The 26,365-nt window shown below is 59.4% G+C and carries 25 protein-coding genes and 3 tRNA genes; 18 read left to right on the top strand and 10 right to left on the bottom strand.

The features are described 5' to 3' along the window. Nucleotides 1-95 precede the first annotated feature (95 nt). The 3 genes from K5K89_RS22435 (at nt 96) to mgtE (ending at nt 2,104) form a co-directional block, all read left to right on the top strand. A tRNA-Arg gene (locus K5K89_RS22435) sits at nt 96-172 on the top strand. A gap of 72 nt (nt 173-244) precedes the next feature. Then, nucleotides 245-321: transfer RNA gene (locus K5K89_RS22430), tRNA-Arg, on the top strand. A gap of 340 nt (nt 322-661) precedes the next feature. After that, entirely contained in the window at nt 662-2,104 is a 1,443-nt protein-coding gene (mgtE, locus tag K5K89_RS22425) for a magnesium transporter (protein ID WP_071490542.1), read from the top strand. Nucleotides 2,105-2,207: 103 nt separating this feature from the next. On the opposite strand, the gene K5K89_RS22420 is transcribed toward mgtE, so the two are convergent. From K5K89_RS22420 to K5K89_RS22410, 3 genes are all read right to left on the bottom strand, one after another. Next, a complete protein-coding gene (locus K5K89_RS22420) occupies nt 2,208-2,534 on the bottom strand; it encodes an Arc family DNA-binding protein (RefSeq protein ID WP_003175643.1) in 327 nt (108 codons plus the stop codon). 382 nt (nt 2,535-2,916) lie between these two features. After that, nucleotides 2,917-3,096, bottom strand: coding sequence for a PA3371 family protein (locus K5K89_RS22415; protein WP_071490541.1), 180 nt, complete (start codon nt 3,094-3,096; stop codon nt 2,917-2,919). Between the two features lie 11 nt (nt 3,097-3,107). After that, nucleotides 3,108-3,335 carry a hypothetical protein gene (locus K5K89_RS22410; protein WP_071490540.1) on the bottom strand — a complete coding sequence of 76 codons (228 nt, stop codon included), beginning with the start codon at nt 3,333-3,335 and terminating at the stop codon, nt 3,108-3,110. 327 nt (nt 3,336-3,662) lie between these two features. Here K5K89_RS22410 and K5K89_RS22405 point away from each other — a divergent pair. Together K5K89_RS22405 and K5K89_RS22400 are read left to right on the top strand one after the other, a co-directional pair. After that, a tRNA-Arg gene (locus K5K89_RS22405) sits at nt 3,663-3,739 on the top strand. A gap of 269 nt (nt 3,740-4,008) precedes the next feature. Next, nucleotides 4,009-5,388: an MFS transporter gene (locus K5K89_RS22400; protein WP_071490525.1), complete on the top strand. Its 1,380-nt coding sequence runs from the start codon at nt 4,009-4,011 to the stop codon at nt 5,386-5,388. Between the two features lie 60 nt (nt 5,389-5,448). Here the strand turns inward: K5K89_RS22400 and K5K89_RS22395 are convergent, their stop codons facing one another. From K5K89_RS22395 to flgA, 4 genes are all read right to left on the bottom strand, one after another. Then, nucleotides 5,449-6,198, bottom strand: a complete 750-nt coding sequence (locus K5K89_RS22395; protein ID WP_071490524.1) for a flagellar brake protein — start codon at nt 6,196-6,198, stop codon at nt 5,449-5,451. A gap of 96 nt (nt 6,199-6,294) precedes the next feature. Next, complete coding sequence (locus K5K89_RS22390; protein ID WP_071490523.1) at nt 6,295-6,765, bottom strand: flagella synthesis protein FlgN; 471 nt, start codon at nt 6,763-6,765, stop codon at nt 6,295-6,297. A gap of 48 nt (nt 6,766-6,813) precedes the next feature. Then, entirely contained in the window at nt 6,814-7,137 is a 324-nt protein-coding gene (flgM, locus tag K5K89_RS22385; RefSeq protein ID WP_071490522.1) for a flagellar biosynthesis anti-sigma factor FlgM, read from the bottom strand. 141 nt (nt 7,138-7,278) lie between these two features. After that, nucleotides 7,279-8,043 carry a flagellar basal body P-ring formation chaperone FlgA gene (flgA, locus tag K5K89_RS22380; protein WP_058427495.1) on the bottom strand — a complete coding sequence of 255 codons (765 nt, stop codon included), beginning with the start codon at nt 8,041-8,043 and terminating at the stop codon, nt 7,279-7,281. Between the two features lie 94 nt (nt 8,044-8,137). Here flgA and K5K89_RS22375 point away from each other — a divergent pair, with 94 nt between their 5' ends. From K5K89_RS22375 to K5K89_RS22345, 7 genes are all read left to right on the top strand, one after another. Continuing rightward, nucleotides 8,138-9,070: a chemotaxis protein CheV gene (locus K5K89_RS22375; protein WP_071490521.1), complete on the top strand. Its 933-nt coding sequence runs from the start codon at nt 8,138-8,140 to the stop codon at nt 9,068-9,070. Nucleotides 9,071-9,112: 42 nt separating this feature from the next. Continuing rightward, nucleotides 9,113-9,940, top strand: a complete 828-nt coding sequence (gene cheR / locus K5K89_RS22370; protein ID WP_027607785.1) for a protein-glutamate O-methyltransferase CheR — start codon at nt 9,113-9,115, stop codon at nt 9,938-9,940. Between the two features lie 308 nt (nt 9,941-10,248). Continuing rightward, nucleotides 10,249-10,656, top strand: coding sequence for a flagellar basal body rod protein FlgB (gene flgB, locus K5K89_RS22365; protein WP_010208346.1), 408 nt, complete (start codon nt 10,249-10,251; stop codon nt 10,654-10,656). Between the two features lie 3 nt (nt 10,657-10,659). Further along, complete coding sequence (gene flgC / locus K5K89_RS22360; protein WP_058427493.1) at nt 10,660-11,103, top strand: flagellar basal body rod protein FlgC; 444 nt, start codon at nt 10,660-10,662, stop codon at nt 11,101-11,103. A gap of 16 nt (nt 11,104-11,119) precedes the next feature. After that, nucleotides 11,120-11,845, top strand: a complete 726-nt coding sequence (flgD, locus tag K5K89_RS22355) for a flagellar hook assembly protein FlgD (RefSeq protein WP_222540288.1) — start codon at nt 11,120-11,122, stop codon at nt 11,843-11,845. 31 nt (nt 11,846-11,876) lie between these two features. Next, the gene (flgE, locus tag K5K89_RS22350; RefSeq protein ID WP_071490520.1) at nt 11,877-13,187 is read left to right on the top strand and encodes a flagellar hook protein FlgE; all 1,311 of its coding nucleotides are present in this window, start codon (nt 11,877-11,879) and stop codon (nt 13,185-13,187) included. Between the two features lie 227 nt (nt 13,188-13,414). Then, nucleotides 13,415-14,398: a hypothetical protein gene (locus K5K89_RS22345; protein ID WP_222540287.1), complete on the top strand. Its 984-nt coding sequence runs from the start codon at nt 13,415-13,417 to the stop codon at nt 14,396-14,398. A gap of 102 nt (nt 14,399-14,500) precedes the next feature. Here K5K89_RS22345 and K5K89_RS22340 read toward each other — a convergent pair whose 3' ends face one another. Further along, on the bottom strand, nt 14,501-17,398 hold the full coding sequence (locus tag K5K89_RS22340) for a ribonucleoside-diphosphate reductase subunit alpha (RefSeq protein ID WP_071490518.1): 2,898 nt from the start codon (nt 17,396-17,398) through the stop codon (nt 14,501-14,503). Between the two features lie 553 nt (nt 17,399-17,951). On the opposite strand from K5K89_RS22340, the gene K5K89_RS22335 reads away from it, so the two are divergent. Together K5K89_RS22335 and K5K89_RS22330 are read left to right on the top strand one after the other, a co-directional pair. Beyond that, entirely contained in the window at nt 17,952-18,677 is a 726-nt protein-coding gene (locus K5K89_RS22335; RefSeq protein WP_222540286.1) for a response regulator, read from the top strand. Beyond that, nucleotides 18,674-20,284, top strand: coding sequence for an ATP-binding protein (locus tag K5K89_RS22330; protein ID WP_071490516.1), 1,611 nt, complete (start codon nt 18,674-18,676; stop codon nt 20,282-20,284). The genes K5K89_RS22335 and K5K89_RS22330 overlap by 4 nt, the downstream gene beginning before the upstream one ends. 4 nt (nt 20,285-20,288) lie before the next feature. Here K5K89_RS22330 and K5K89_RS22325 read toward each other — a convergent pair whose 3' ends face one another. Then, nucleotides 20,289-21,005: a 4'-phosphopantetheinyl transferase gene (locus K5K89_RS22325; RefSeq protein WP_071490515.1), complete on the bottom strand. Its 717-nt coding sequence runs from the start codon at nt 21,003-21,005 to the stop codon at nt 20,289-20,291. Between the two features lie 135 nt (nt 21,006-21,140). On the opposite strand from K5K89_RS22325, the gene K5K89_RS22320 reads away from it, so the two are divergent. Genes K5K89_RS22320 through K5K89_RS22310 form a run of 3 tightly spaced genes read left to right on the top strand, consistent with a single transcriptional unit; the run spans nt 21,141 to nt 23,488 of the window. Continuing rightward, complete coding sequence (locus tag K5K89_RS22320) at nt 21,141-21,449, top strand: hypothetical protein (RefSeq protein WP_071490514.1); 309 nt, start codon at nt 21,141-21,143, stop codon at nt 21,447-21,449. A gap of 18 nt (nt 21,450-21,467) precedes the next feature. After that, nucleotides 21,468-22,145: a response regulator gene (locus K5K89_RS22315; RefSeq protein ID WP_058427484.1), complete on the top strand. Its 678-nt coding sequence runs from the start codon at nt 21,468-21,470 to the stop codon at nt 22,143-22,145. Continuing rightward, nucleotides 22,142-23,488, top strand: a complete 1,347-nt coding sequence (locus K5K89_RS22310) for an ATP-binding protein (protein ID WP_093128142.1) — start codon at nt 22,142-22,144, stop codon at nt 23,486-23,488. Before K5K89_RS22315 ends, K5K89_RS22310 begins: the two co-directional genes overlap by 4 nt. Before the next feature lie 118 nt (nt 23,489-23,606). Here K5K89_RS22310 and K5K89_RS22305 read toward each other — a convergent pair whose 3' ends face one another. Continuing rightward, complete coding sequence (locus K5K89_RS22305) at nt 23,607-24,605, bottom strand: AraC family transcriptional regulator (RefSeq protein ID WP_071490512.1); 999 nt, start codon at nt 24,603-24,605, stop codon at nt 23,607-23,609. A 338-nt stretch (nt 24,606-24,943) separates the two neighbouring features. Between K5K89_RS22305 and K5K89_RS22300 the strand changes: the two genes are divergently transcribed. Further along, nucleotides 24,944-26,275 (top strand): dicarboxylate/amino acid:cation symporter, encoded by a 1,332-nt coding sequence (locus K5K89_RS22300; protein ID WP_071490511.1) that lies wholly within the window; start codon nt 24,944-24,946, stop codon nt 26,273-26,275. The last annotated feature ends 90 nt before the right edge of the window (nt 26,276-26,365 follow it).

Below are 26,365 nucleotides of genomic sequence, written 5' to 3'. Positions count from 1 at the left end.
ACGTTGCAATCTGGTTTTTTCGGTAAGTTGTTGAAATTACTCGAAAAAATAGCTTTACATAGAGATTGAACGGCCTATAATGCGCGGCAACAAATGCACTCGTAGCTCAGCTGGATAGAGTACTCGGCTACGAACCGAGCGGTCACAGGTTCGAATCCTGTCGAGTGCACCATTTAAGAGTCAGTTGCAGGAATGCAGGTGATTCGGTTACAGCCAGTTGTGATCTGGTCTAAAAACACAATCTGCACTCGTAGCTCAGCTGGATAGAGTACTCGGCTACGAACCGAGCGGTCACAGGTTCGAATCCTGTCGAGTGCACCATACAAACAAAAAGCCCGCCTAGTGCGGGCTTTTTGCCGTCTGGGGTTTGTGTAGGATTTCTTCTTTTTCCCTCGCCTTCATGTGTTTTCCTCATCCGCTGCGTCGTCGCAGTTCATAGATGCGGCCTTTGCTCAGCTTTGGCTCGCAAGCGCTTGTTCTTTCCAGTTTTTTGACGTTTAAAGTGGCCGGGCGGTGTATCATTGCGCCCGTCAGCCCCGCCGGGGCTTGTGGAATACCTCCATGGACTTACCCAGTAGTTACTCAGTACCCCGTTTTACCAATCATGAATTGACTGATTGATCCTTCCGGCGTGCCCCGCTGCTGGGAGTGGAGTTCGCCTATGACCGAAGTAGAAGTAAAGAAAACACAAGAAAGCCTGCAGGATCGCCTGGCTCAAGTCATCGAGCTACTGCAGCGCCAGCGCGTGGTCGAAGACCTTACGCACCGCCAGGATGGCCCGAATAACAACCTGGTTGAAAACCTGGTTCACCGGCAAAACCTCGTCGAGTTGCAGCGCAAGCTTGACGACCTGCACTCCGCCGACGTCGCCTATATTCTCGAAGCCTTGCCGCTGGATGATCGACTGACCCTATGGCAGTTGGTCAAGGCCGACCGCGACGGCGACATCCTCCTCGAAGTATCCGACTCGGTTCGTGAAACCCTGATCGCCGACATGGACGATCATGAGCTCCTGGCTGCAGCCAAGGAGATGGACGCCGACGAACTGGCTGACCTTGCCCCTGAGCTGCCTCGTGATGTTGTCCATGAGCTCATGGAAGCGTTGGATACTCAGCAGCGTGAGCGTGTGCGCTCCGCGCTTTCCTATGACGAGGACCAGGTCGGCGCCCTGATGGACTTCGAGATGGTCACCATCCGCGAAGACGTCAGCCTGGAAGTGGTCCTGCGTTACCTGCGCCGACTCAAAGAGCTGCCAGGTCACACCGACAAATTGTTCGTGGTGGATTACGAAGGCATTCTCAAGGGTGTGCTGCCGATCAAGCGCCTGCTGGTGAATGATCCGGAGAAGAAAGTTGCCGACCTGATGGCCAGTGATACCGTGAGCTTTCATCCGGACGAGGATGCCTATGACGCAGCCCAGGCATTCGAGCGCTATGACCTGATCTCGGCGCCGGTCGTCGACAAGAACGGCAAGCTGATCGGTCGTCTGACCATCGATGAAATCGTCGACTTGATTCGTGAAGAAAGCGAGACCGAAGTCCTCAACATGGCGGGTTTGCGTGAAGAGGAAGACATCTTTGCCTCGGTTTGGCGCTCGCTGCATAACCGTTGGGCGTGGTTGGCCATTAACCTGATCACAGCCTTTATCGCGTCGCGGGTTATTGGCTTGTTCGAAGGGTCGATCGAGAAGTTGGTGGCGCTTGCAGCGCTGATGCCGATTGTGGCCGGGATCGGCGGAAACTCGGGTAACCAGACGATTACCATGATTGTGCGCGCCATGGCGCTGGATCAGGTCAGTACGGCCAACTCGTCTCGCCTGCTGCGCAAAGAGTTGGCGGTGGGTCTGATCAATGGGCTGGTGTGGGGTGGGGTGATCGGTGTGGTGGCTTACTTGCTGTATGGCAGTTGGTCGCTCGGTGTGGTGATGACGGCTGCGATGACCCTCAACCTCTTACTGGCGGCGTTGATGGGGGTATTGATCCCGATGACCCTGGCTCGCCTTGGGCGCGACCCTGCCATGGGTGCCAGCGTGATGATCACGGCCATGACCGACAGCGGCGGTTTCTTCATCTTCCTGGGCTTGGCAACGATTTTCCTGCTCTGACTCCATTCTGCGGGGGGCAAATCTGCCCCCGCTTTGCATTATCTTCCCAAATCCCAGGCAAAAAAAAGCCAGCACTTGGCTGGCTTCGGCTTTCAGTTGCGGATCAATTGGCTTCTGCGGCCGCCTCAACGTCGTGCGCGATAAGCGAGACGAGAGCATTTTGCTGGCGGTGGGAGAGTTGACGAAAACGCTGCAGCAGTTCGCGTTCGTGCAACGACAGCTCTGGGCTGTCCAGGCGCATGCTCAACTCGTCGCCCAGCGCACCTTCCTGAATGAGGCTTTGTTCCAGGCGAGCGATGATTTCGGAGTTCATGCTGCGGTGATGATTGCGAGCCACCTCGGCAATGCGTTCCCGCATTCCGTCTGGCAGACGTACGACGAACTTGTCAGCCGTACGGCTGGAATAAATTGCCTGTTTCAATGGGCGCATATATTTAACCGGTTAGTTCAGGGGAGCGGTTTTTGGAATTGGCCGCAAGATGAGTGTTAAGACAAGGCTCACGACCAAAGTTCAACCTGAATTGCAAAGAGGCCGCATCATGCCTCAGATTTGACAGTTCCTTGGCGTCAATTCTGTGACAAATATTGAACTGCCTAAAGGCTTTATGCCAGCACTCATTTACATTTTTGCGGACTGGTTGGAAAATTTTTCACCGTGTGAATTCGCGAGGGAACTTCCCACAAGCCCGGGCCACCACAGGGTTTCAGGCCGCACATCCTATAGCAAAGTGGCCCTTTGCCCTTAGCTTTAAGACTAGTGGCAATTTGCCGATATGCGAGGACCAAGCGACATAAGGTCGGGCGCGGGGGGATCAGCGCAGGACGGGGTCGAATTTGATACGACGACCCACGATGAGCGTCAGCAACAAGAGAGTGGCGAATACACCACAGGCGATGAAAGCGGTGGTGGTGCCGTCTTGAGATTCTTCACCCAAGCCTAGAACCGCTGTGACAACGGTCAGGCAAAGGAATAGCCAGGCATATTTGGTCATCAGGGGCTTCCTCAGAATACCCAGTGTTCAGCTGCAGGCGCCACTTGGGTGTCCTGGGTCAGACGTATTGGCGATTGCACGTTCGGTGCCATCACTGCCAGTTGCGGACGTTGTTGCAAGTGATGAGGGACGGCCTGGGTGATCTGCGCGGGGTCGTGACTGTCGCTCGATTGAAAATGGAACATGAGCAGTGCCGCCAGGGCTACGGTGTTGAGGGCTAACAGAAGGGCACTGTTCATGATTATGTTCTCCGCTTAACGCCGTGGTTAGTTAGGGTTTGTAGGAGAAGTATTGCAGGTGTCATGCCAATCTATTATTTCAATAAAATCATAGGCTTAAGTCTGATTTGAAAGGCTGTCAGGTTGCAATTTGCAATGATGGCATTTCGCGAGAGTGCATTTTGCACGATACGGTTCTTGCGCCTGTATCGACGGGGTCAAGGCACGGTCCACCCGGCAAGTATCGGCCTACACTCAAAAAGCCTACGGACGACATGACAAAACCTAACCTGGCCGTTAACATGCACGCCGTCCGTCGCCGCTTGCCAGGCGCGGCGCCTGTCATTTGTCCCAGTAGCTCAATTGGATAGAGCATCCCCCTCCTAAGGGGAAGGTTGGCCGTTCGAACCGGCCCTGGGACACCAGATTCGAGGCCTCGTACAGATTCGTCTGGCGGGGCTTTTTTGTGGGCGTTTTCCGAAGATGGGTCGAACCTTGCCAGGGTTCTAGGTTCACACCACTGGCATCGTGTATTTATAGCGATTCGTGTATCCCACGAGCAGCCGGACTGCGTCTGAGTCTTGTAGCAAATAATCCCCCGGAAACAGCGCATACCGCCTGTCCGGACCCGACCACCCCGGACTATCATGCCGATAGCCCTGTCTCTCACTGCAAGGAGCCGCTCGGAACGCCGATGCGCCAGATCTGGAAATCTTTTCGAGCCCTTTATTTCGCCTCCTTGATGATGCTGATCGGCTCCGGCCTGCTCAGTACCTACCTGGCCTTGCGCCTGGCGGCCGACCAGGTGGACAGCCTGTGGGTCGGTGCGCTGATGGCGGCCAACTATTTCGGCCTGGTGCTGGGCGGCAAGATCGGCCACCGCCTGATCGCCCGGGTCGGGCATATACGTGCTTATGCAACCTGCGCCGGTATTGTCGGCGCGGCGGTGCTGGGCCATGGCCTGGTCGACTGGCTGCCAGCCTGGATCGTGCTGCGGATCATCGTGGGCCTGGGGATGATGTGCCAATACATGGTCATCGAGAGCTGGCTCAATGAACAGGCCGACGCCAAGCAGCGCGGCGTGGTGTTCAGCGGCTATATGATCGCGTCCTACCTGGGGCTGGTGCTCGGCCAGTTGATCCTGGTCATGCACCCTCAGCTCGGCCTCGAATTGCTGATGCTGGTCGCGCTGTGCTTCGCGCTGTGCCTGGTGCCGGTGGCCATGACTCGCCGTATTCACCCGGCGCCCCTGCATCCGGCGCCGATGGAGCCACGCTTCTTCATAAAGCGCGTGCCGCAGTCGTTGAGTACCGTGCTGGGCGCGGGGGTAATCGTGGGCTCGTTCTACGGCCTGGCGCCGCTTTATGCCTCCCAGCAGGGCCTGACTACCGAGCAGGTGGGTCTGTTCATGGGGAGCTGCATTTTTGCCGGCCTGTTGGTGCAGTGGCCGTTGGGCTGGTTGTCGGACCGCTATGATCGCGCGCTGCTGATTCGTTGCTTTGCCCTGTGCCTGGCGGTGGCGGCGCTACCGCTGGCGATACTGACCAAAGTGCCACTTGAAGTGCTGTTCGTGGCGGGCTTCTTGTGTTCCCTGGTGCAATTCTGTTTGTACCCGCTGGCGGTGGCGTTCTCCAACGATCATGTGGAAGGCGACCGTCGTGTCTCGCTCACCGCCATGCTGCTGGTGACCTACGGTGTCGGCGCGAGTATCGGGCCGTTGCTGGCCGGTGTGGTGATGAAGATGTTTGGCAGTCACATGCTGTATGCGTTTTTCAGTCTGTGTGCGCTGATCCTGGTGTGGCGAATTCGGCCGAAAGCCGTGACTAACCTGCATCAGGTGGATGACGCGCCGTTGCACCATGTGGCGATGCCCGACAGCATGTCCAGCTCGCCGTTGGTCGCCTGCCTCGATCCGCGGGTGGACGAGGCGGTGGTGCAGGAGCAGATGCAAACCGCCACGCCGGAACCCGAGCCGGAAACGGTCACGCCGGTCGACGAGCCGCTCTTTGAGGGGCCGCCTGAGCCGCCGGGCCCGGACGAGCATCCTCACGACTTGAGCAGGGCGCGCCCCTGAATGCAAAAACGGGCAGATCCCATCAGGGGCTGCCCGTTTTTTTTGCTGCGATCTTTGAGTTTAAAAATCGTCGTCTTTGTCGAAACGCCGTGCTTCGCGTTGCAGTTGGTACACAAAGCGCTCGACCTGGCGCTGCACCAAACCACTCATATTGTGGAAGCGCACGCCGGCAAACGTGGTGTTGATCTTTTCTTCGAAATGCAGGTAACGCAGTTCGACCGATGTGGTCATGCTGCCGAAGGGCAGGGCGGCGATAAAACGATCGTAGACCTGGCCCAGTTGCAGGCGTTCGGAGATGTCTCCTTCGAAGCGCAATTTGCAACCTGTGGCGGAAATATCCAGCAGCTTGCCGCTGACCGGAGCCTTGAGCTTCTCGCCACCCAGCTCGATGTTCACCAGTTGCGCCAGTTTCAAGGCCGCGCGAAAGGCATTGCGACGCTGGTGGTAGACCACTTCGCTGGGCAGGCTACCGGTGTAGATGCGGTGGCCGTCCTTTTCGCTGATGCTCAGGTTGCCATTGCTTTCCCATGCGACACGCACGCCGTCGTGGAACCCTTCGATACGGAAGGGTTCGCCGTTTTCGAGGTGGCGTTCGCCATCGCGAGGAATCATTTCATCCAGGGCCAACGTGCCGCTGTCCCGATTGACGTCTACCAAGTAGCTCTGAAAGCGCTGGCTGCGTTCATGGAAGGTGATGATCAGCGGGTCATGGCTTTCTTGCAGCATGCGCAAGGTACTGGCGATTTCCAGAGGCGTGGTGAGGACCTTGGGTGGCTGCGGGGCATCTTCCGCATTAAGGGCGTTGAACACGGTTCTTCCATCTCCAGACAAAATACGACTACACGCAAGAGCAGGCATTCTGCCAGTATGTGGCGCGCCTTGGATAGGCCGCGCTGTAAACCGGCGTCAGGCTTGGCTGCGGGTGCTTGGCTTGACCAGGCGCGAGGTGGAACCCTGAGCGTTGTAAAGCGCTGGAGGCTCTCCGCCGTGAAGTATACGCAACTGGTTGGCGGTCGTGGCTTGCTGAAGCTGGATCGACTGACCGTTGAGCTGGTTGGCTTCCTGGCACTGGGTGAGCAATTGGTTGAGTGCTTTGCTCTGGGCCAGTAGTTGATCGCCGACCGAGGAGTGGCTGGCCAGCTGCGCGAGCCCATCATGGTCGGCCGGCAGGCCCAGGCTGACGAGGATCTCGCTGCGTTTTTTGCCGTGCTGTTCCAGCAGGACAATCAGCGATTGCTTGCGCGCCAGAATTTCTTCCAGCAAGGGCATGTCCCGGCCGTAAAGGGCCAGGGATTCTTCCCTGAGCAGCTCGAGCAGCAATTGCGTCGGTGCTAGATCATCAATGATCAGTTGAAGCAGGGTTTCGTCGTGATGCATGGCTGGCCTTGGGGTTTAAGCGTCCAAAAGCCCGGCGCAGGCCTTTGCCTAGCGCTCGGCTTCGAAATTAAGCAGCTTGCTGGCTACACGGTTGCTGTCGACTTTATAGCTGCCATCGGCGATTGCCTGTTTCAATTCGGCCACACGGGCTTTATTGACCACCGGTTGATCGCGCAGCGAGTCAGTGACCTTCTGCAACTGTTGAGCCTCATTGCTCAGGTGTACGGATTCCCCGCTCTGGCTGGCGCTGGCCTGTTCTGCCTTGACGGGCACTGGCTGAGCCTTGGCTTCTACGCTGTCCTTGGTGCCGGCAGTGCGCGTAGGGGCCGACGTCGTCGGGGTGTTATTCAAACGGCTGAAATCGATGACCATGATCAAAAAACCTCTGGGTATTTGGACGCTTGCCATGTTTTCGGCCATATCTGGACAAACTTTAGGCTCGAATGACAATAAACTGCACAGGCCGGCATCCAACCGACAGTGTAGGAAAAGCTGGCGTCTGATACCAGTGGTCTATAAAGCCACCTCCACTTGGCCGGGGGCCGTGACCCGCGCCTTGATCACCCGGTTGGAGTTGAGATTCTTCACGCGGATCTGTTCGCTCATACCGCCGTTGGACAAGGCTTCCCCCGGCATTTTGACCTGCAGCGCGCCACTGCTGGCGGAAATCACCACTTGGTCACCTTTGCGAATCACCTCGGCCTGCTCCAGATGCACCAGGGTGATGACCTGATCGGTGACCACTGGTCGGGTCAGTTTCTGCCCGACGGCCTGGTCGAGGGAGGTCAGGTAGCCCTGGCTGATCATGCTGATGTCGCGCTCGCGCAACACCACGTCCTCGAAACCGATAATCCCCGTGCGTTTAAGTGGACGGGCAACCACCACCACATCGCGGAATAATTTGACCTGAGCGGGCACGAACACCGTCCAGGGCGAGGCGCCGTCGCAACGCACCTTGACCGTTACACGCCCGATGGGCTGGGCGGGGCTTTCCAGGGTGGCTGTCAATTCCTTGTCGCACATTGGCATGCGCAGGCGCGGGTCCAACTGGTTGACCTGGATTTCGTAACGCCCCGGCGTCTGTGTGGTCGCCAGATAATCTTCTACAGTGAACTCAAGAAAGCCCTGGGTGACGCCGATAAGTAGATCAGGCAAGGTGACGTTATCTGCGCGGGCCGTGGCGCCCAGGCCCAAGGCAAGCAGTGCCAGCGGCGCGCAGAGCAGTCTGCAATACCGTGTCAGGTGGAGGCGTCGGGAAACTGTCGTTTTAATATCCATGACCAATAAATAGCAAAGCTCGTGCCGTTTAGTGTTGGGTGCGCGTCACTGCCCTTATAGGTATGGCCGAAGGTTTTAGCGTGGGAGTCAAGGCATGGCAGGAGTAATGGATTCAGTAAACCAGCGCACACAGCTGGTGGGGCAGAATCGCCTGGAGTTGTTGCTTTTTCGCCTGGACGGCAAGCAGTTGTATGGCATCAACGTGTTCAAGGTGCGGGAAGTGCTTCAATGCCCCAAGCTGACGATCATGCCCAAGTCCAGCCCGGTGGTGTGTGGCGTTGCCAACATACGTGGCGCGACGATCCCGATTCTTGATCTGGCCCTGGCCACCGGTTCCGCCGGGCTGCAGGACCGCGAAAACCCGTTCGTGATCATTACCGAGTACAACACCAAGACCCAGGGTTTCCTGGTGCGCTCGGTGGAGCGCATCGTCAACATGAACTGGGAAGAGATCCATCCGCCACCCAAGGGCACCGGTCGCGATCACTACCTTACGGCGGTGACGCGGGTCGACAACCAGCTGGTGGAAATCATCGACGTCGAGAAAATCCTCGCCGAAGTGGCGCCTACTTCTGAGTCGATCTCCGTGGGTGTGGTGGACGCCGAAACCGCGCACAAGGCAGTCTCACTGCGCGTGCTTACGGTGGACGACTCGTCCGTGGCGCGCAAGCAGGTGACCCGTTGCCTGCAAACCGTCGGGGTTGAAGTGGTCGCCCTCAATGATGGTCGCCAGGCGTTGGACTACCTGCGCAAGCTGGTGGACGACGGCAAGAAGCCGGAGGAAGAATTCTTGATGATGATCTCCGACATCGAGATGCCGGAAATGGACGGCTATACCCTCACGGCCGAGATCCGCAACGATCCACGCATGCAAAAATTGCATATCATCCTGCATACTTCGTTGTCGGGTGTATTCAACCAGGCGATGGTCAAGAAGGTCGGTGCCGATGACTTTTTGGCCAAATTCCGTCCTGATGACCTGGCATCCCGGGTTGTCGACCGGATCAAGGCAGCAGATCACAGCTAAGGTGTTTCCCTTGGCGGTCATACGATTTTAGAGGCGGTATCAGTGTCTACAGGTAATTTGGATTTTGAACAGTTCCGGGTCTTCCTGGAAAAAGCCTGTGGCATATTGCTCGGTGAAAACAAGCAGTACCTGGTATCCAGCCGTCTCAACAAACTGATGGAGCAGCAGGGTATCAAGTCGTTGGGTGAGCTGGTCCAGCGCATCCAGGGCCAGCCGCGCAGCGGGCTCAAGGAGATGGTGGTCGATGCCATGACCACCAACGAAACCCTGTGGTTTCGCGATACCTACCCGTTTGAAGTGCTCAAGAGCAAAGTGCTGCCGGAGGCCATCAAGGCCAGCCCGGGCCAGCGCCTGCGCATCTGGTCGGCCGCCTGTTCCTCGGGGCAGGAGCCGTACTCTATTTCGATGTCCATCGATGAGTTCGAGCGGACCAACATGGGCCAGTTGAAGGCCGGGGCGCAAATCGTGGCCACCGACCTGTCCGGCACCATGCTCACCAACTGCAAGACCGGCGAGTACGACAGCCTGGCCCTGGGGCGTGGTTTGTCCCAGGAACGCCTGCAGCGTTACTTCGACCCGAAAGGGGCGGGACGCTGGGCGGTCAAGGCGCCGATCAAGAACCGTGTGGAGTTCCGCTCCTTCAACCTGCTAGACAGCTATGCAAGCCTGGGCAAGTTCGACATGGTGTTCTGCCGCAACGTGCTGATCTACTTCTCGGCCGAAGTGAAGAAAGACATCCTGTTGCGCATCCACGGCACGCTCAAGCGCGGTGGTTATCTGTTCCTTGGCGCTTCTGAGGCGCTGAACGGTCTGCCGGACCATTTCCAGATGGTGCAGTGCAGCCCGGGGATCATCTACCAGGCCAAGTAAGGCTGACGCGGTCAAAAATGTGGGAGGGGGCTTGCCCCCGATGCCGGTGTGTCAGTGATTGATGTATCAACTGAACCGCTGCCATCGGGGCAAGACCCCTCCCACATTTGTTTTGCGGCAAACCGAAGTAAAGCGGCAACCCTCATTGCCGCTTTACTGGCGCCACGCGGAAACCGCTTGCCGCTTTTCTGGCATTGCCGCTGGCAACCTCCTCCAGAACCCTTGATCTACGGGCCTTCGTCAGATTGGCATGCACCTTGCTATAACCCTGGTAACGAAAAGCAGGTCAGCCCTTGAAGGTTTCCGCCATGAGCATCAGCTTCGATAAAGCGCTCGGTATCCACGAACAAGCCCTGGGCTTCCGCGCCCAGCGTGCCGAAGTCCTGGCCAACAACATTGCCAACGCCGACACCCCGAACTACAAGGCTCGGGACCTGGACTTCTCCGCCGTGCTCGCCGCACAGCAAGACAAGACCAAGAACGGCACCTTCGCCTTGAACATGACCAACAGCCGTCATATCGAAGCGCAAGGCTTGAGCAATGGCGACGAGTCGTTGCTGTATCGCACGCCGATGCAGCCGTCGATCGACCAGAACACCGTCGACGCCCAGTTGGAGCAATCGGCCTACGCCGAGAACTCGGTGAACTTCCAAGCCAGCTTTACCCTGCTCAACAGCAAATTCAAAGGGCTGATGTCAGCCCTGCGTGGAGAGTAAGCCATGTCCCTGTCCAGTGTTTTCAATATTGCCGGCAGTGGCATGAGCGCGCAGACCACGCGTTTGAACACCGTCGCCAGTAACATCGCCAACGCCGAGACCGTGTCTTCGAGCATTGACCAGACCTACCGCGCCCGTCACCCGGTGTTCGCCACCATGTTCCAGGCTGGCCAGAACGGCGGCAGTGATTCGCTGTTCCAGGACCAGGGTGCCGCCGGCTCCGGCGTGCAGGTACTCGGTGTGGTTGAAGATCAGAGCAACCTTGAAGCGCGCTACGAACCCAACCATCCCGCCGCGAACGAAAAGGGTTATGTCTACTACCCCAACGTCAACGTGGTCGAGGAAATGGCTGACATGATTTCCGCCAGCCGCTCGTTCCAGACCAATGCGGAAATGATGAACACCGCCAAAACCATGATGCAGAAGGTCCTGACCCTGGGTCAGTGATAAGGGGCGCCAAATAATGGCCATCGTTGATACATCAAACAACACGCCGGTCCAGGACCTGTTCAACTCCAAGGTCAAGAACGCCCAGGACAACAGCAGCGTCAGCGACGCCGCCAATAAGGCGACGGGCAAGCAGGCGTTGGGCAAGGATGCGTTCCTGCAACTGCTGGTAACCCAGCTGAAAAACCAGAACCCGCTGTCGCCGCAAGACAACGGCGCGTTCGTGGCGCAACTGGCGCAGTTCAGCAGCCTGGAAGGCATCAACACCCTGAACGACTCGGTGAATGCGATCTCCACCAACTTCAGCTCGTCGCAGGCGTTGCAGGCCTCGTCGCTGGTCGGGCGCTCGATCATCATCCAGACCGACAAGGCCATGGTTGATACGAGCAAGAGCATGACCGGTTCGGTGGCGGTGACCTCGGCGGTGGGCAACGTCTCCGTCAAGATCACCGACAAAGACGGCAACGTGGTGCGCACCATCGACATGGGTGCCCAGAGCGCCGGCACCCAGAACTTCATCTGGGATGGCAAGAACGACAAGGGCGAGGTTGCCCCGGCGGGCACCTACACCTTCAACGCCACCACCAAGAACGACAAGGGCGACTCCGTGGCCCTGGCCACTTCGCTGCCCGCGACGGTAACGAGCGTGACCCTGAGCAAGACCGGCGGCGAAATGCTGCTGAACGTGGCGGGCGGCATGGGCAGCGTCAAGCTGTCGCAAATTCAGACTATCGGTACATAGAGCCGGCTAAGTACGGCAGAGGGAGAGAAACATGTCTTTTAACATCGGCCTTAGCGGCCTCTATGCGGCCAACAAACAACTGGACGTGACCGGCAACAACATCGCCAACGTCGCGACCACTGGCTTCAAGTCGTCCCGTGCGGAATTCGCCGACATCTACGCCGCGTCCAAGCTGGGCACCGGCCAGAACAGCATCGGCAACGGTGTGAACCTGGCGGCCGTGTCGCAGCAATTCACCCAGGGTGACGTCAACGGCAGCGGCGGTATCCTGGACATGGCGATCCAGGGTGGCGGCTTCTTCGTGCAGAAGGGCAGCGACGGTTCGCTGGAGTACACCCGCAGCGGTGCCTTCCGTGCCGACAAAGACGGCTACATCACCAACAATACCGGCACTTCGCGCCTGCAAGGCTACGCGGCAGATGCCGATGGCAAGATCATCAAGGGCGGCCTGACCGACCTGCAACTGAACCTGTCGAACCTGCCGCCCAAGGCCTCCACCAAAGTGGACTCCACCAGTAACCTGAACTCCTCGGAGCCGGTGATCGACCAGGTGGCCAAGCCGTTCAACCCGAACGACACCAGCACCTTTACCACCCAGTACAGCACCACCTTGTACGATTCCCAGGGCAACGCGCACCCGATGGTGCAGTACCTGGTGAAAACCGACGGTAACAAGTGGAATGCCTATACCCTGATCGATGGTCGCAACCCCAACGGTTCGGCGCCAACCGGCACCCCATCGACTCCACCTGTGCCATCGACCTTGACCTTTGACGGCGCCGGCAAGCTCACCAGTGTGGTCACCGGTGGTGTCTCTGATAAGACCCTGACCATTAGCGGTTGGGTTCCTGGCACCGTGACCAACGGTGTGTGGAAGGCCAACGGTGCAGATGCGAACCCAGCAGGTATCGCCGTCAACATGGCCAACATCACCCAGTACAACTCGGCCACCTACCGCAACCCACCGGTCACCGATGGCTACGCCACCGGCCAGATCACCGGCCTGAAAATCGACGGCAGCGGCGTGCTGTTCGCCACGTTCAGCAACCAGCAGAGCAAGGCCATCGGCCAGATCTCGCTGGCCAGCTTCAACAACGAACAGGGTCTGCAGCCTGCCGGTAGCACTACCTGGAAAGAAACCTTCGCCTCGGGCCAGCCGGGTTATGACACCCCGCAAGCCGGTACCCTGGGTTCGATCGTGGCCAACTCCTTGGAGAACTCCAACGTCAACCTGACCAACGAGCTGGTAGACCTGATCAAGGCCCAGAGCAACTACCAGGCGAACGCCAAGACCATCTCCACCCAGAGCACCATCATGCAGACCATCATCCAGATGACCTGATATGCGGTAGCGCTGCACAAAAAGCCCTTCGTAAGAAGGGCTTTTTTGTGGGCGTAAGAAAAAGTGCCGATGACATATCAGGTTACGTGCTTTGAAGCTTGGGAAGGAACGCGCTTGACCTGTTCTGCCACTGATTGAACCAGAGCCTGGGTGGCTCACCAATCAAAGGGGGGCGGGGAATGTGGCATTCAGGAGTGTCCGGGCAAGGCGCTCGGCGTGTCGGGTATATGCCTGGCCAGGCAGGCGGCGATACACCTGTGGTTGCGCCGGTGGCTGAAGTGTCTGCGGTGAAGCAGTTGCTCGGCGAGCTGTTCGATGCGCAACAGACCGGCAAGAATCAGGTGGTTCAGGATACGCGCGACAAGTTGAATGCGTTACGTGAGAAATTGGGGAGTGAGAAGTTCAAGGAAATCCTCAACACAATGATTGAGGCCGCTGATGCACAGTTTCGTGAGTTTCTCAGGCAGCTGTTGAAACAGTGGTTTCCCGAAGACGAGGATTCACAGCCACCTGCGCCCCCTGTGTCGCCAGGCGGTCGTCGCGGTCCCAGCGTTCCCCGAAGTGATTTCGGGCCCTCTGAGTCCATGAGCAACAAGCCGGTTACTGAAGGGGCAAGGCACTTCAACTACAGGCCGGATAACAGCAACCCCGGAAAAAAGCCTGACAATATCTGGAGCGGATTCAGTCAGGGCCCCGATGGTAATTGCATCACGGTTTCCGCCATCAAAGCCGCCATGATGCAGTATGGCCAGAAGCCTACCGATGTCTTCAAGGACGTGAAGGAGACTGCAAACGGTTACGACGTGACAATGCGCGATGGCTTCAAGCTGTCATTGACCAAAGACGAAGTGAAGCAAGCGGCCAGGCATGCTCAATTCAAGGGGGATGACCCGGCAATGATGACGGACGCCAACTTCATGTATGCCGCCAGCGCCAAGCGGGCGCAGATGGAAAATAACGACGGCACGGCTGGGAGAAGTTTCCGGGCAGCGATGGATAGCCTCAATGATGGCGAGGATTCGCGTGAGGGCTTGGATCGACTGGGGTTGAAGGGGCGCTACCGGCCTGCGAGCGACGCCGATTTGAGAAACAGCAAGGTGGGCACCGTGGAGTACGACGGACACTCGATGGCGGTCATCAATGGCCGGGTTGAGTTGTGGGGAGGGCGAGGCGGTGTGCCTAAATCGGGTGTTGCGACCATCTTGTTCTAGTCAGCGTACTTGCCTGTAGCCCGACAAAAAAAGCCCCCGATACACCATGGATATATCGGGGGCTTTTCAGTCTTGGGTGGTTAAACCCAAGGCAGGCTCAGCTTATTGGCAAGCTTCGCAATCCGGCTCGTCAATCGCGCAGGCTTTTGGCACTGGCGCCGGGCCAGCTGGCGCAGCAAGCACCGAATCATCACCGTGGTTGCCGCCGCTGGAAACAGCGTTCAGCTTACCGGTGTTGATGGTCGACTTCTCGGTGCTGGTCGCGGCCAGGGCACGGAGGTAGTAAGTGGTTTTCAGGCCACGGTACCAGGCCATGCGGTAGGTCACGTCCAGCTTCTTGCCCGAAGCGCCGGCGATATACAGGTTCAGGGACTGCGCCTGGTCGATCCACTTCTGGCGACGGCTGGCGGCGTCAACGATCCACTTGGTGTCTACTTCGAAGGCGGTCGCGTAGAGCTCTTTGAGTTCTTGCGGGATGCGCTCGATCTGTTGCACGGAACCGTCGTAGTACTTCAGGTCGTTGATCATGACCGAGTCCCACAGGCCGCGAGCCTTGAGGTCGCGAACCAGGTACGGGTTGATCACGGTGAATTCGCCCGAGAGGTTCGATTTCACATACAGGTTCTGGTAGGTCGGTTCGATCGACTGCGATACGCCGGTGATGTTGGCGATGGTGGCGGTCGGTGCGATAGCCATGATGTTGGAGTTACGAATGCCTTTCTGCACACGGGCACGTACCGGCGCCCAGTCCAGGGATTCGTTCAGGTCGACGTCGATGTACTTCTGGCCACGGGCTTCGATGAGGATCTGTTGCGAATCCAGCGGCAGGATGCCCTTGGACCACAGCGAACCCTGGAACGTCTCGTAGGCGCCGCGCTCGTCGGCCAGGTCGCAGGAAGCCTGGATCGCGTAGTAGCTCACCGCTTCCATGGACTTGTCGGCGAACTCGACCGCAGCATCCGAACCGTAAGGAATGTGCTGCAGGTACAGCGCGTCCTGGAAGCCCATGATGCCGAGGCCGACCGGGCGGTGCTTGAAGTTGGAGTTCTGCGCCTGTGGCACCGAGTAGTAGTTGATGTCGATGACGTTATCGAGCATGCGAACAGCGGTGTTGACGGTGCGTTCCAGCTTGGCGGTGTCCAGCTTGCCGTTGACGATGTGGTTCGGCAGGTTGATCGAGCCCAGGTTGCAAACGGCGATCTCGTCCTTGTTGGTGTTCAAGGTGATCTCGGTGCACAGGTTCGAGCTGTGGACCACGCCCACGTGCTGCTGCGGGCTGCGCAGGTTGCACGGGTCTTTGAAGGTCAGCCATGGGTGGCCGGTTTCAAACAGCATGGACAGCATTTTGCGCCACAGGTCTTTGGCCTGGATGGTCTTGAACAGCTTGACCTTGCCTGGGTACTCGGTGAGGGCTTCGTAGTACTCGTAGCGCTCTTCGAAGGCTTTACCGGTCAGGTCGTGCAGGTCCGGCACTTCGGATGGCGAGAACAGGGTCCATTTGCCGTCATCGAAGACACGCTTCATGAACAGGTCAGGGATCCAGTTGGCGGTGTTCATGTCGTGGGTACGACGACGGTCATCACCGGTGTTCTTGCGCAGCTCGATGAACTCTTCGATGTCCATGTGCCAGGTTTCCAGGTAGGCACACACCGCGCCTTTGCGCTTGCCACCCTGGTTTACGGCCACGGCAGTGTCGTTCACCACTTTCAGGAACGGCACGACGCCCTGGGACTTGCCGTTGGTGCCCTTGATGTACGAACCCAATGCACGCACCGGGGTCCAGTCGTTGCCCAGGCCGCCGGCGAATTTGGACAGCATGGCGTTGTCGTGGATCGCGTGGTAGATGCCCGACAGGTCATCCGGCACGGTGGTCAGGTAGCAGCTCGACAGCTGTGGACGCAGGGTGCCGGCGTTGAACAGGGTCGGGGTCGACGACATGTAGTCGAAGGACGACAGCAGGTTGTAGAACTCGATGGCACGGTCTTCTTTCTGCTTCTCTTCGATCGCCAGGCCCATGGCCACGCGCATGAAGAACACTTGCGGCAGTTCGAAGCGGATACCGTCCTTGTGGATGAAGTAACGGTCGTACAGGGTCTGCAGGCCCAGGTAGGTGAACTGCTGGTCACGCTCGTGGTTGATCGCCTTGCCGAGTTTTTCCAGGTCGAAGGTGGCCAGGACCGGGTTCAGCAATTCGAATTCGATACCCTTGGCGATGTAGGCCGGCAGGGCCTTGGCGTACAGGTCAGCCATCTCGTGGTGGGTGGCGCTGTCGGCGACTTTCAGGAAGCCCAGGCCTTCGGCACGCAGGGTGTCCATCAGCAGGCGCGCGGTCACGAACGAGTAGTTCGGCTCGCGTTCAACCAGGGTACGGGCGGTCATCACCAGGGCGGTGTTGACGTCGGTCAGGGCCACGCCGTCGTACAGGTTCTTCAGGGTTTCGCGCTGGATCAGGTCACCGTCGACTTCTTCCAGGCCTTCGCAGGCCTCGGTGATGATGGTGTTCAGGCGGCCCAGGTCCAGCGGTGCAAAGCTGCCGTCGGCCAGGGTGATACGGATCGACGGATGCGCTTGCACGGCGGCTTCTTCGGCCGGGGAGCGTACGGCACGTTCCTTGGCACGCGAATCACGGTAGATCACGTAGTCGCGGGCGACTTTCTGCTCGCCGGCACGCATCAGGGCCAGTTCGACCTGGTCCTGGATTTCTTCGATGTGGATGGTGCCGCCCGACGGCATGCGACGCTTGAAGGTCGCGGTGACCTGTTCGGTCAGGCGGGCAACGGTGTCGTGGATGCGCGACGAAGCGGCAGCGGTGCCGCCTTCAACTGCAAGAAACGCTTTGGTGATGGCGACGGTGATTTTGTCATCGGTGTAAGGAACGACAGTGCCGTTACGCTTGATCACACGCAGTTGGCCAGGTGCGGTGGCGGACAGATCCAGGTTCGAATCAGCGGCCTGCGGCACGGAGCCTTGCGGGTTCTCGCGAGTTGTGTCGGTTTGCATGGGGGGTTGTCTCCACGTTCTATATTTGATTGCGAGTGCCAGGCTCTTCCTGCAACACCCGTACCGTTTTCCATATCGGGGATGGGAAACAGCTGCCATCCGCGTGAGCGGTTTGGTCTACTGAAAATCGGTTGGTTCCATGCTGCGCTAGCAATAAAACGCTTGAATTTCGAGCCACTTGTGTGGTTGGGCGATTTCTTCGAAAACCCCACATGTAGGGTCTTCTGTAGTGCCGAGGTACAAGATAATGCGTTTTCGAGGGGTTAGCAACGCAGTAACCTGTGGATAACGCTGTGAGTAAAATGTGTAAGAAAGGTAGAACAGCCGTGTAGGCCGCATTGCTGCTGGATTACGCCGTTTGTCATTAAATGTTTCGGCCTGAAAACAAGCGGCCCATTTTCGAAGGGCGCGAACCCTATCACAAAAAAACCTGATCACCGAATGGATTTCCTGGCTTGTGTTTGAGGGCTGGCCCATGGCTACAATCGCCTGCCTCGGGCTAAGAAGTGACCCACATCATGCCCGCCTTTTATGACAGACATTGAGGTCACCCGTGGAGCAAGAAGCCTGGCAGGTATTGATAGTCGAAGATGACCAGCGACTGGCCGAATTGACCCGTGAGTACCTGGAGAGCAACGGCCTGCGGGTCTCGGTGGAGAGCGATGGTGGCCGGGCGGCGGCGCGGATCATCGCCGAACAGCCCGACCTGGTGATCCTCGACCTGATGCTGCCCGGCGAAGACGGCCTGAGCATCTGCCGCAAGGTGCGTGAGCGCTATGACGGCGTGATCCTGATGCTCACCGCGCGCACCGACGATATGGACCAGGTGCTGGGCCTGGACATGGGCGCCGACGATTATGTGTGCAAGCCCGTGCGTCCGCGCCTGTTGCTGGCGCGCATCCAGGCCCTGCTGCGGCGCAGCGAAGCGACGGAGCCAACCGCCGTGGAGAACCAGCGCCGCCTGCAATTCGGCCCTCTGGTGGTGGACAACGCCCTGCGCGAGGCCTGGCTGAATAATGAGGGCATCGAACTGACCAGCGCCGAGTTCGACCTGCTGTGGCTGCTGGTGGCGAATGCCGGGCGCATTCTGTCCCGCGAAGAAATCTTCATTGCCCTGCGCGGCATCGGCTACGACGGCCAGGATCGCTCCATCGACGTGCGTATTTCTCGCATACGCCCCAAGATAGGTGACGACCCCATCCACCCGCGCCTGATCAAGACCATTCGCAGCAAAGGCTACCTGTTCGTCCCCGAAGCCGCCGCCGACATGCCGCTGTGAACTCGATCTTCCTGCGCATATACGGCGGCATGTGCGCGGCGCTGATCCTGGTAGCGCTGCTCGGCGTGCTGGCCTTGCACCTGCTCAACGAGGTGCGCAGCGGCCAGTACCGCGAGCGCCTGGCCCATGGCACCTTCGCCTTGATGGGTGACAACCTGCAACCCATGAGCGCCATCGAGCGCCAGCGCGCCCTGGCGGTGTGGGAGCGTTTGCTGGGGATCCCGCTGGAGTTGCGCCCGCTGGCCGATGCGCAACTGGACTTGAGCCAGCGCAATCGCCTGCAACGCGGCCAGGTGCTGGTGGAGCAGACCGGGCCGCATGCCGCGCGGGTGCTGCGTTTGGTCAGCGAACAGGAGCAGCTTGTTCTTACAGGCGAGGTTCAGCAGATCAGCGAACAACTGGCCCGCGCGACTATCTACCTGCTGGCCGATGAGCTGGTGCGCTTCCCGGTGGCCGAACAGCCGCAGCGCCTGGCAGATATAAAGGAAACCAAGGGCTTTGGCTTTGATATGCACCTGATGACCCTCGACCAGGCCGATATGGATGAAGACCAGCGTCGGCGGGTTTCGGAAGGCGACACGGTGATGGCCCTGGGCAAGGGCGGCGATTCGATCCGCGTGTTTGCCGGTATGGTCGGTACACCGTGGGTGCTGGAGATCGGCCCGTTGTATCAGATGAACCCTTACCCGGCGCAATGGCTGATCCTGATCGCCTTGATCGGCCTGACCCTGATCGGGCTGATCGTCTATCTGTTGGTGCGCCAGCTTGAGCGTCGGCTGCGCGGCCTGGAGGCCGCCGCCACCCGCATCGCCAAGGGCAACCTGGAAGTCCGCGTGCCGGCCCGTGGCGCCGATTCGGTGGGGCGGCTGGCGGCAGCGTTTAATGGCATGGCCGAGCATTTGCAACAGCTGCTTGCTATCCAGCGTGAACTGGTGCGCGCTGTGTCGCACGAGCTGCGCACGCCGGTGGCACGCCTGCGTTTCGGCCTGGAGATGGTTGGCGACGCCACTACCGTCGAGGCTCGGCGTAAATACCTGGAAGGCATGGACAACGACATCCAGGACCTCGATGGCCTGGTGGATGAAATGCTCACTTATGCGCGCCTGGAACAAGGCTCGCCGGAGCTGAATTTCCAGCGCGTCGACCTCGATGCGCTGCTCGACCAGGTGATCGGCGAATTATCGCCACTGCGTCCGCAAGTGACCGTGGCCCGAGGGATCTGCTTGTCTTCGACGCATTGGGACGACGCCTGGGTCGACGCCGAACCGCGTTACCTGCACCGTGCCCTGCAGAACCTGGTGAGCAATGCCATGCGCCATGCCCAGGGGCAGGTGTTGATCAGTTATCAGGTGGGCCAGGTACGCTGCCGCATCGACGTGGAAGACGACGGCCCCGGTGTGCCGGAAAGTGCCTGGGAGCGCATCTTCACGCCGTTCCTGCGCCTGGACGACAGTCGCACCCGTGCCTCGGGCGGGCATGGCCTGGGGCTGTCGATCGTGCGGCGGATTATCTACTGGCACGGTGGGCGGGCGTTGATCAGCAAGAGCAATAATCTGGGCGGCGCGTGTTTCAGCTTGAGTTGGCCCAGGGATCAAGAGAAACCCTGATGGATCAGGCGCTGATTGCGACCAGGCTCAACAACTGCCCATCATCCACCGCGAACTGCCCCGCCAATTCCTTGCCGTGGCACCATTCTTCGGACAGGTCCGTCAGCAGTCGCAACCGCAGATGCCCGGCCTCTGACCATTCCAGCAACTCGGCATGCTCAAAGTAGAAACGCTTTTGCACAATGGGGTAGAGCGCCTTGAACAGGCTCTCCTTGGCGGAGAACGTCAGCGTCACCAACAGGGCGATCCTTTCTCTTGGCAAGGCGGACATGCGCAGTAATTCATCAGCCGTCAGGATTTCCCCCGCCAACCGCTCGGCCCGCTCGAGGCTCAGCACATTCTCCAGGTCCATCCCCAGCCCGCGCCATTGCGCCTTGTGCCCGACAATCGCGGCGGCATGCCCGGTGCTATGGGTGATGGAGCCGCTGATAGGCGCGGGCCACACCGGTGCGCGGTCTTCGCCGATCGCGGGGATGCAGTCCAGGTGATCTAGCTGTTGCAGGGCGGCACGGGCGCACAAGCGGCCGGCGAGGAACTCGGCCTGACGCTTGGCTACCGAGCGCTGGATGCTCGCCGGTGGCGGCACGGCACAGCGCTGGAAATCGCCGGCCGTGAGCAGGGCCGGGTCAAAGCGCGTGCTGAGAAACACCGTGCCGGGCAACGGTTCGGGCAGCGGCCAATGGGCGTCGAGTGGAGTGCAGCAAGCGGGCAAGGGATTCATGGTCGGTATTTTGCCGAGTTGAGGGGCGTGAGGATAGCCCACTGCGGTTCAGGTGAGGTTCAGAGCCTGTTCAGGGGGAGTTCAGGGGGGGCTGCGTAGTCTGGGGCATACAGCCAAACGCATAGAGGTAACACCATGACTGCGATCAAACAGCTGATGTTGGCGTTAACCATGCTCAGTGCAACCGCTGGGGTCCAGGCATCCGATGGCGCCTTCGCCGCATTCGGCGGTGAGAAAACCAAGAAATCCAGTACCTTGATCCAGCGTGTCAGCTTCGAAGAAATGGGCAGCCAACCCACGCCCTGGGGCCAGTCCCTGGGCCTTGCAACACCGCAGCCGGCCTACCGCGCCGGCTATGAACACCTGACCGGCCAGTTCAATGGCATTAAACTGCGCCCGCAAGACCTGCAGGGCCGCTATGATATCCCTCTGTCGGACAGTTGAATTGCTTTGGAGAGCCTTATGAAATTGCTGGTGGTGGAAGATGAGGCGCTGCTGCGTCATCACCTGTTTACCCGCCTGACCGACAGCGGGCATGTGGTCGAGGCCGTGGCCAATGCCGAAGAGGCGCTGTACCAGACTGGCCAGTTCAATCATGACCTGGCGATTATCGACCTGGGCCTGCCCGGCATGGGCGGCCTGGACCTGATCCGCCAACTGCGTACCCAGGCCAAGACCTTTCCGATCCTGATCCTCACCGCCCGCGGTAACTGGCAGGACAAGGTCGAAGGCCTGGCTGCGGGGGCCGACGACTACGTGGTCAAACCGTTCCAGTTCGAAGAGCTGGAGGCGCGGATGAACGCTTTGCTGCGCCGCTCCAGTGGCTTTACCCAGTCGACCATTGTTGCTGGTCCCTTGTTGCTGGACCTCAATCGCAAGCAGGCGTCGCTCGAAGAGCAGCCGCTGGCGTTGACCGCCTACGAATATCGGATCCTTGAATACCTGATGCGCCATCACCAACAAGTGGTCGCCAAAGACCGCTTGATGGAACAGCTCTACCCCGATGACGACGAGCGTGATCCGAATGTCATCGAGGTGCTGGTCGGTCGCCTGCGTCGCAAGCTGGAAGGCCCGGCCGGGTTCAAGCCGATCGACACGGTGCGTGGCCTGGGCTATCTGTTCAATGAGCGCTGCCGTTGATTCGCTCGCTACGCGTACGCTTGATGCTGGCGGCCGCCACCCTGGCCGTGCTGTTCATGCTCGGCCTGTTGCCGGCCATGCAAGGGGCGTTCAGCCTGGCGTTGCAGGACTCCATCGAGCAGCGCCTGGCGTCGGACGTCACCACCTTGATCTCTGCCGCGCGGGTCGAAAACAACCGTCTGCTGATGCCGGCGCAGTTGCCCGACGAACGCTTCAACCTCACTGACAGCCGCCTGCTCGGCTATATCTACGACCGCGAAGGCCACCTGGTGTGGCGTTCGCGGGCGACCAAAGAAGAAAACATCAACTACAAGCCGCGCTACGACGGGCGCGGTAACGAGTTTGCGCGGATTCGCGAGGCCAACGGCCAGGAATTCTTCGTGTATGACGTCGAGGTCAGGCTGCTGGGCGGCAAGAGCGCCGCCTTCAGTATCGTGGCCCTGCAACCGGTGCGCGAATACCAGTTGACCCTGGAAGGCCTGCGCGAAAATCTCTACCTGGGCTTCGGCGCAGCCTTGCTGGTGTTGTTGACCTTACTGTGGCTGGGCCTGACCTGGGGCCTGCAAGCCCTGCGCCGGCTGAGTCAGGAGCTCGACCAGATCGAAGGCGGCACCCGTGAGAGCCTCTCCGAACAACACCCCCGCGAATTGCTGCGCCTGACCGGCTCCCTCAACCGCTTGCTGCACAGCGAGCGTGAGCAACGTGCGCGCTACCGCGATTCCCTCGACGATTTGGCCCACAGCCTGAAAACCCCGCTCGCGGTGTTGCAGGGAGTGAGCGAAGAAATGGCCCAGCGTCCGGAAGATCGCGAGCAGGCCCGGGTGCTGCAATCGCAGATCGAGCGCATGAGCCAGCAGATCAGCTACCAGTTGCAGCGCGCCAGCCTGCGCAAAAGCGGCCTGGTGCGCCACCAGGTGCGCCTGGAGCCGGTACTGCAAAGCCTGTGCGATACGCTGGGCAAGGTCTATCGCGACAAGCGCGTCAGTGTGTCCTTCGACCTGCCGGAAGAATGTGACGTGCCAATCGAGAAAGGCGCCTTGTTGGAGCTGCTCGGCAACCTGCTGGAAAACGCCTACCGCCTGTGCGTGAGCGAAGTGCGCATCAGCCTCGTGGAAAGCCTGGAAGGCACCGAGCTGTGTATTGAGGATGACGGGCCTGGCGTGCCGCCGGATCAGCGTGCCAGGATTCTGCAGCGGGGTGAACGGCTGGACCGTCAGCACCCGGGGCAGGGGATTGGGTTGGCGGTGGTCAAGGACATCATCGAGAGCTACGGTGCGCGTTTGACCCTGGGCGATTCACCGTTGGGTGGCGCCGCCTTCAGGATTCACTTCCCGGCTTTGTGATCTTTATGGGGTGTACAGGCCTCATCGGGGGCAAGCCCCCTCCCACCTTTGAATGTGTTCAAACATCAAAATGTGGGAGGGGGCTTGCCCCGATAGCGTCAGTCCAGGCGCTACATCTTTAGCTCTCTTGGGCTCGGTAAGCCCCCGGCGTCAACCCCGTCCACTTCTTGAACGCTCGATGAAACGCCGACGGTTCGGAAAACCCCAACTGCTCGGCAATCTCCTGCAACGACAAATCCGCCCGCCCCAAATGATAGATGGCGATGTCCCGCCGCAGCTCATCCTTGAGTGCCTGAAAGCTGGTGCCTTCTTCGCGCAAATGCCTGCGCAGGGTCTGCGGGCTGATGTGCAACTGCTGGGCGACGGCTTCCAAGTCTGGCCAGGGTGTACGGTCGCCGCTGAGCAAGCGGCGGAGCTGGCTGCTCAAGCTGTCGCCTTCATCCGGCCGTGACAACAGGTCAGCGGGGGAGCGCTCGAGGAAGTGCTTGAGCGTGCGTTCGTCCTGCAACAGCGGCAGGCTCAGGTAGCGGCCGTGAAATACCAGGCTGCTGTTCGGTGCGCCGAATACCTGGGTGCAGGGAAACAGCAGGTCGTATTCGCTGGCGTGAGCCGGCATCGGGTAGCTGAAGGTGGCCTGGTGCAGGCGGATGCGTTGGCCGATCAGCCAACTGCCGAGTCGATGCCAGATCACCAGCAGGCATTCGCTGAGGAAGTGATCCGGGTCCCACAATTGCGAGTCGTCCAGGCTCAAACGGGCCATTTCGCCTTCACGTGTCAGCTGCCAGCGTGGTCCCTGCGGGAATAGGCTATAAAACAATAAGCCGCGTTCCAGGGCTTTCTCCAGGGTGCGGCAGTGGATCAATGCGTGGCACATCATGGCAAAGGTGCCGCGTTTGCTGGGGCCGTCGGCAAACCCCAGGTATTCATCGTCCAGCGCCAGCCAGAGCATTTGCAGCAACCGGGTAAATTGTTCCGGCGCGATGCGGGCGCGAGGTTCGGTCAGCAGTTCCGGGGTGATACCTGCTTGCAGCAGCAGGCCCGAGTAGTCGTAACCGACCCGACGCGCACCGCCGAGGGCTGCCCGGGCGTAATGGCTGGCGATGGTACGTTCACGCATGCGAAGGCCTCTTCCATGGAAGGGCGGATGGTAGCCACCCTCGGATGGGGTCACAAGGCGGATATCCGCCAAATTGTAGGACGGGATCAGGTTGGTGGGCGGAAATCCGCCACTCGACTCGGCGCCTGGGAGGGCACTTGTAAAGCCCAAACCCTGATGTCTAAAGGCCTTCAGGGTTTTTCAGCAAAGTGGCACGGCGTTTGCGATAAGGATGACAGCGCAGGCTGCACCTACAGACCTCGCAAACAACAAATCCCTCCAGTGCAGGAGGGTTCGCAATTCAAGTGTCGTGGGCAATGGCGGATATTTGCCACACGGGACGATTGAGGAACTTTGCAATGACGACTCGTCAGCCTATCTACAAATCCCTGTACTTCCAGGTGATCGTTGCAATCGTTATCGGTATTTTGCTCGGTCACTTCTACCCACAGACCGGTGTGGCCCTCAAGCCACTGGGTGACGGGTTCATCAAACTGATCAAAATGGTCATCGCCCCGATCATCTTCTGCACCGTTGTCAGCGGCATCGCTGGCATGCAAAGCATGAAATCGGTCGGCAAGACCGGCGGCTATGCACTGCTGTACTTCGAGATCGTTTCCACCATCGCGCTGCTGATCGGCCTGATCGTGGTGAACGTGGTGCAACCGGGCAACGGCATGCACATCGACGTCGCCACCCTGGACGCTTCCAAAGTGGCAGCCTACGTCACTGCCGGTAAGGACCAGAGCATCGTCGGCTTTATCCTCAATGTGATCCCTAACACTATCGTCGGCGCGTTCGCCAACGGCGACATCCTGCAAGTGCTGATGTTCTCGGTGATCTTCGGTTTCGCCCTGCACCGCCTGGGTGCCTACGGCAAGCCGGTACTGGATTTCATCGATCGCTTCGCCCACGTGATGTTCAACATCATCAACATGATCATGAAGCTCGCGCCAATCGGTGCCCTGGGCGCCATGGCGTTCACCATCGGTGCCTACGGTGTGGGTTCGCTGGTGCAACTGGGCCAGTTGATGATCTGCTTCTACATCACCTGCCTGCTGTTCGTGCTGGTGGTGCTGGGTGGTATCTGCCGCGCTCACGGTTTCAGCGTGTTGAAACTGGTTCGCTACATCCGTGAAGAGCTGCTGATCGTTCTGGGTACTTCGTCTTCCGAGTCCGCACTGCCACGCATGCTGATCAAGATGGAGCGTCTGGGCGCCAAGAAGTCCGTAGTAGGCCTGGTCATCCCGACTGGCTACTCGTTCAACCTCGACGGTACGTCGATCTACCTGACCATGGCGGCCGTGTTCATCGCCCAGGCGACTGACACTCACATGGACATCACCCACCAGATCACCCTGCTGCTGGTGCTGCTGCTGTCCTCCAAAGGCGCTGCAGGCGTGACCGGTTCGGGCTTCATCGTACTGGCGGCCACCCTGTCGGCCGTAGGTCACCTGCCGGTTGCCGGCCTGGCGCTGATCCTGGGTATCGACCGCTTCATGTCCGAAGCCCGTGCGCTGACCAACCTGGTGGGTAACGCCGTTGCCACCATCGTTGTGGCCAAGTGGGTCAAGGAACTGGACACCGACAAGCTGCAAAGCGAGCTGGCGTCCGGCGGTACCGGCATCTCGGAAACCCGTGAGCTGGATGACCTGGGCGTGGCCGAAGGCCCTGCACCTGTGGTCAAGTAAATCGCCGATGGCGTGAACTAACGCCGACAGCAACGCACAAACGCCCCGACTGGTTCGGGGCGTTTGCGTTTCTGGCGCGTCACTTCGGCA

It is taken from the genome of Pseudomonas sp. DR208 (genome assembly GCF_019823005.1).
Lineage (GTDB): Bacteria > Pseudomonadota > Gammaproteobacteria > Pseudomonadales > Pseudomonadaceae > Aquipseudomonas > Aquipseudomonas extremorientalis.
The sequence above is the reverse complement of the archived record's forward strand: the minus strand, read 5'-3'. Positions and strand labels throughout refer to the sequence as shown.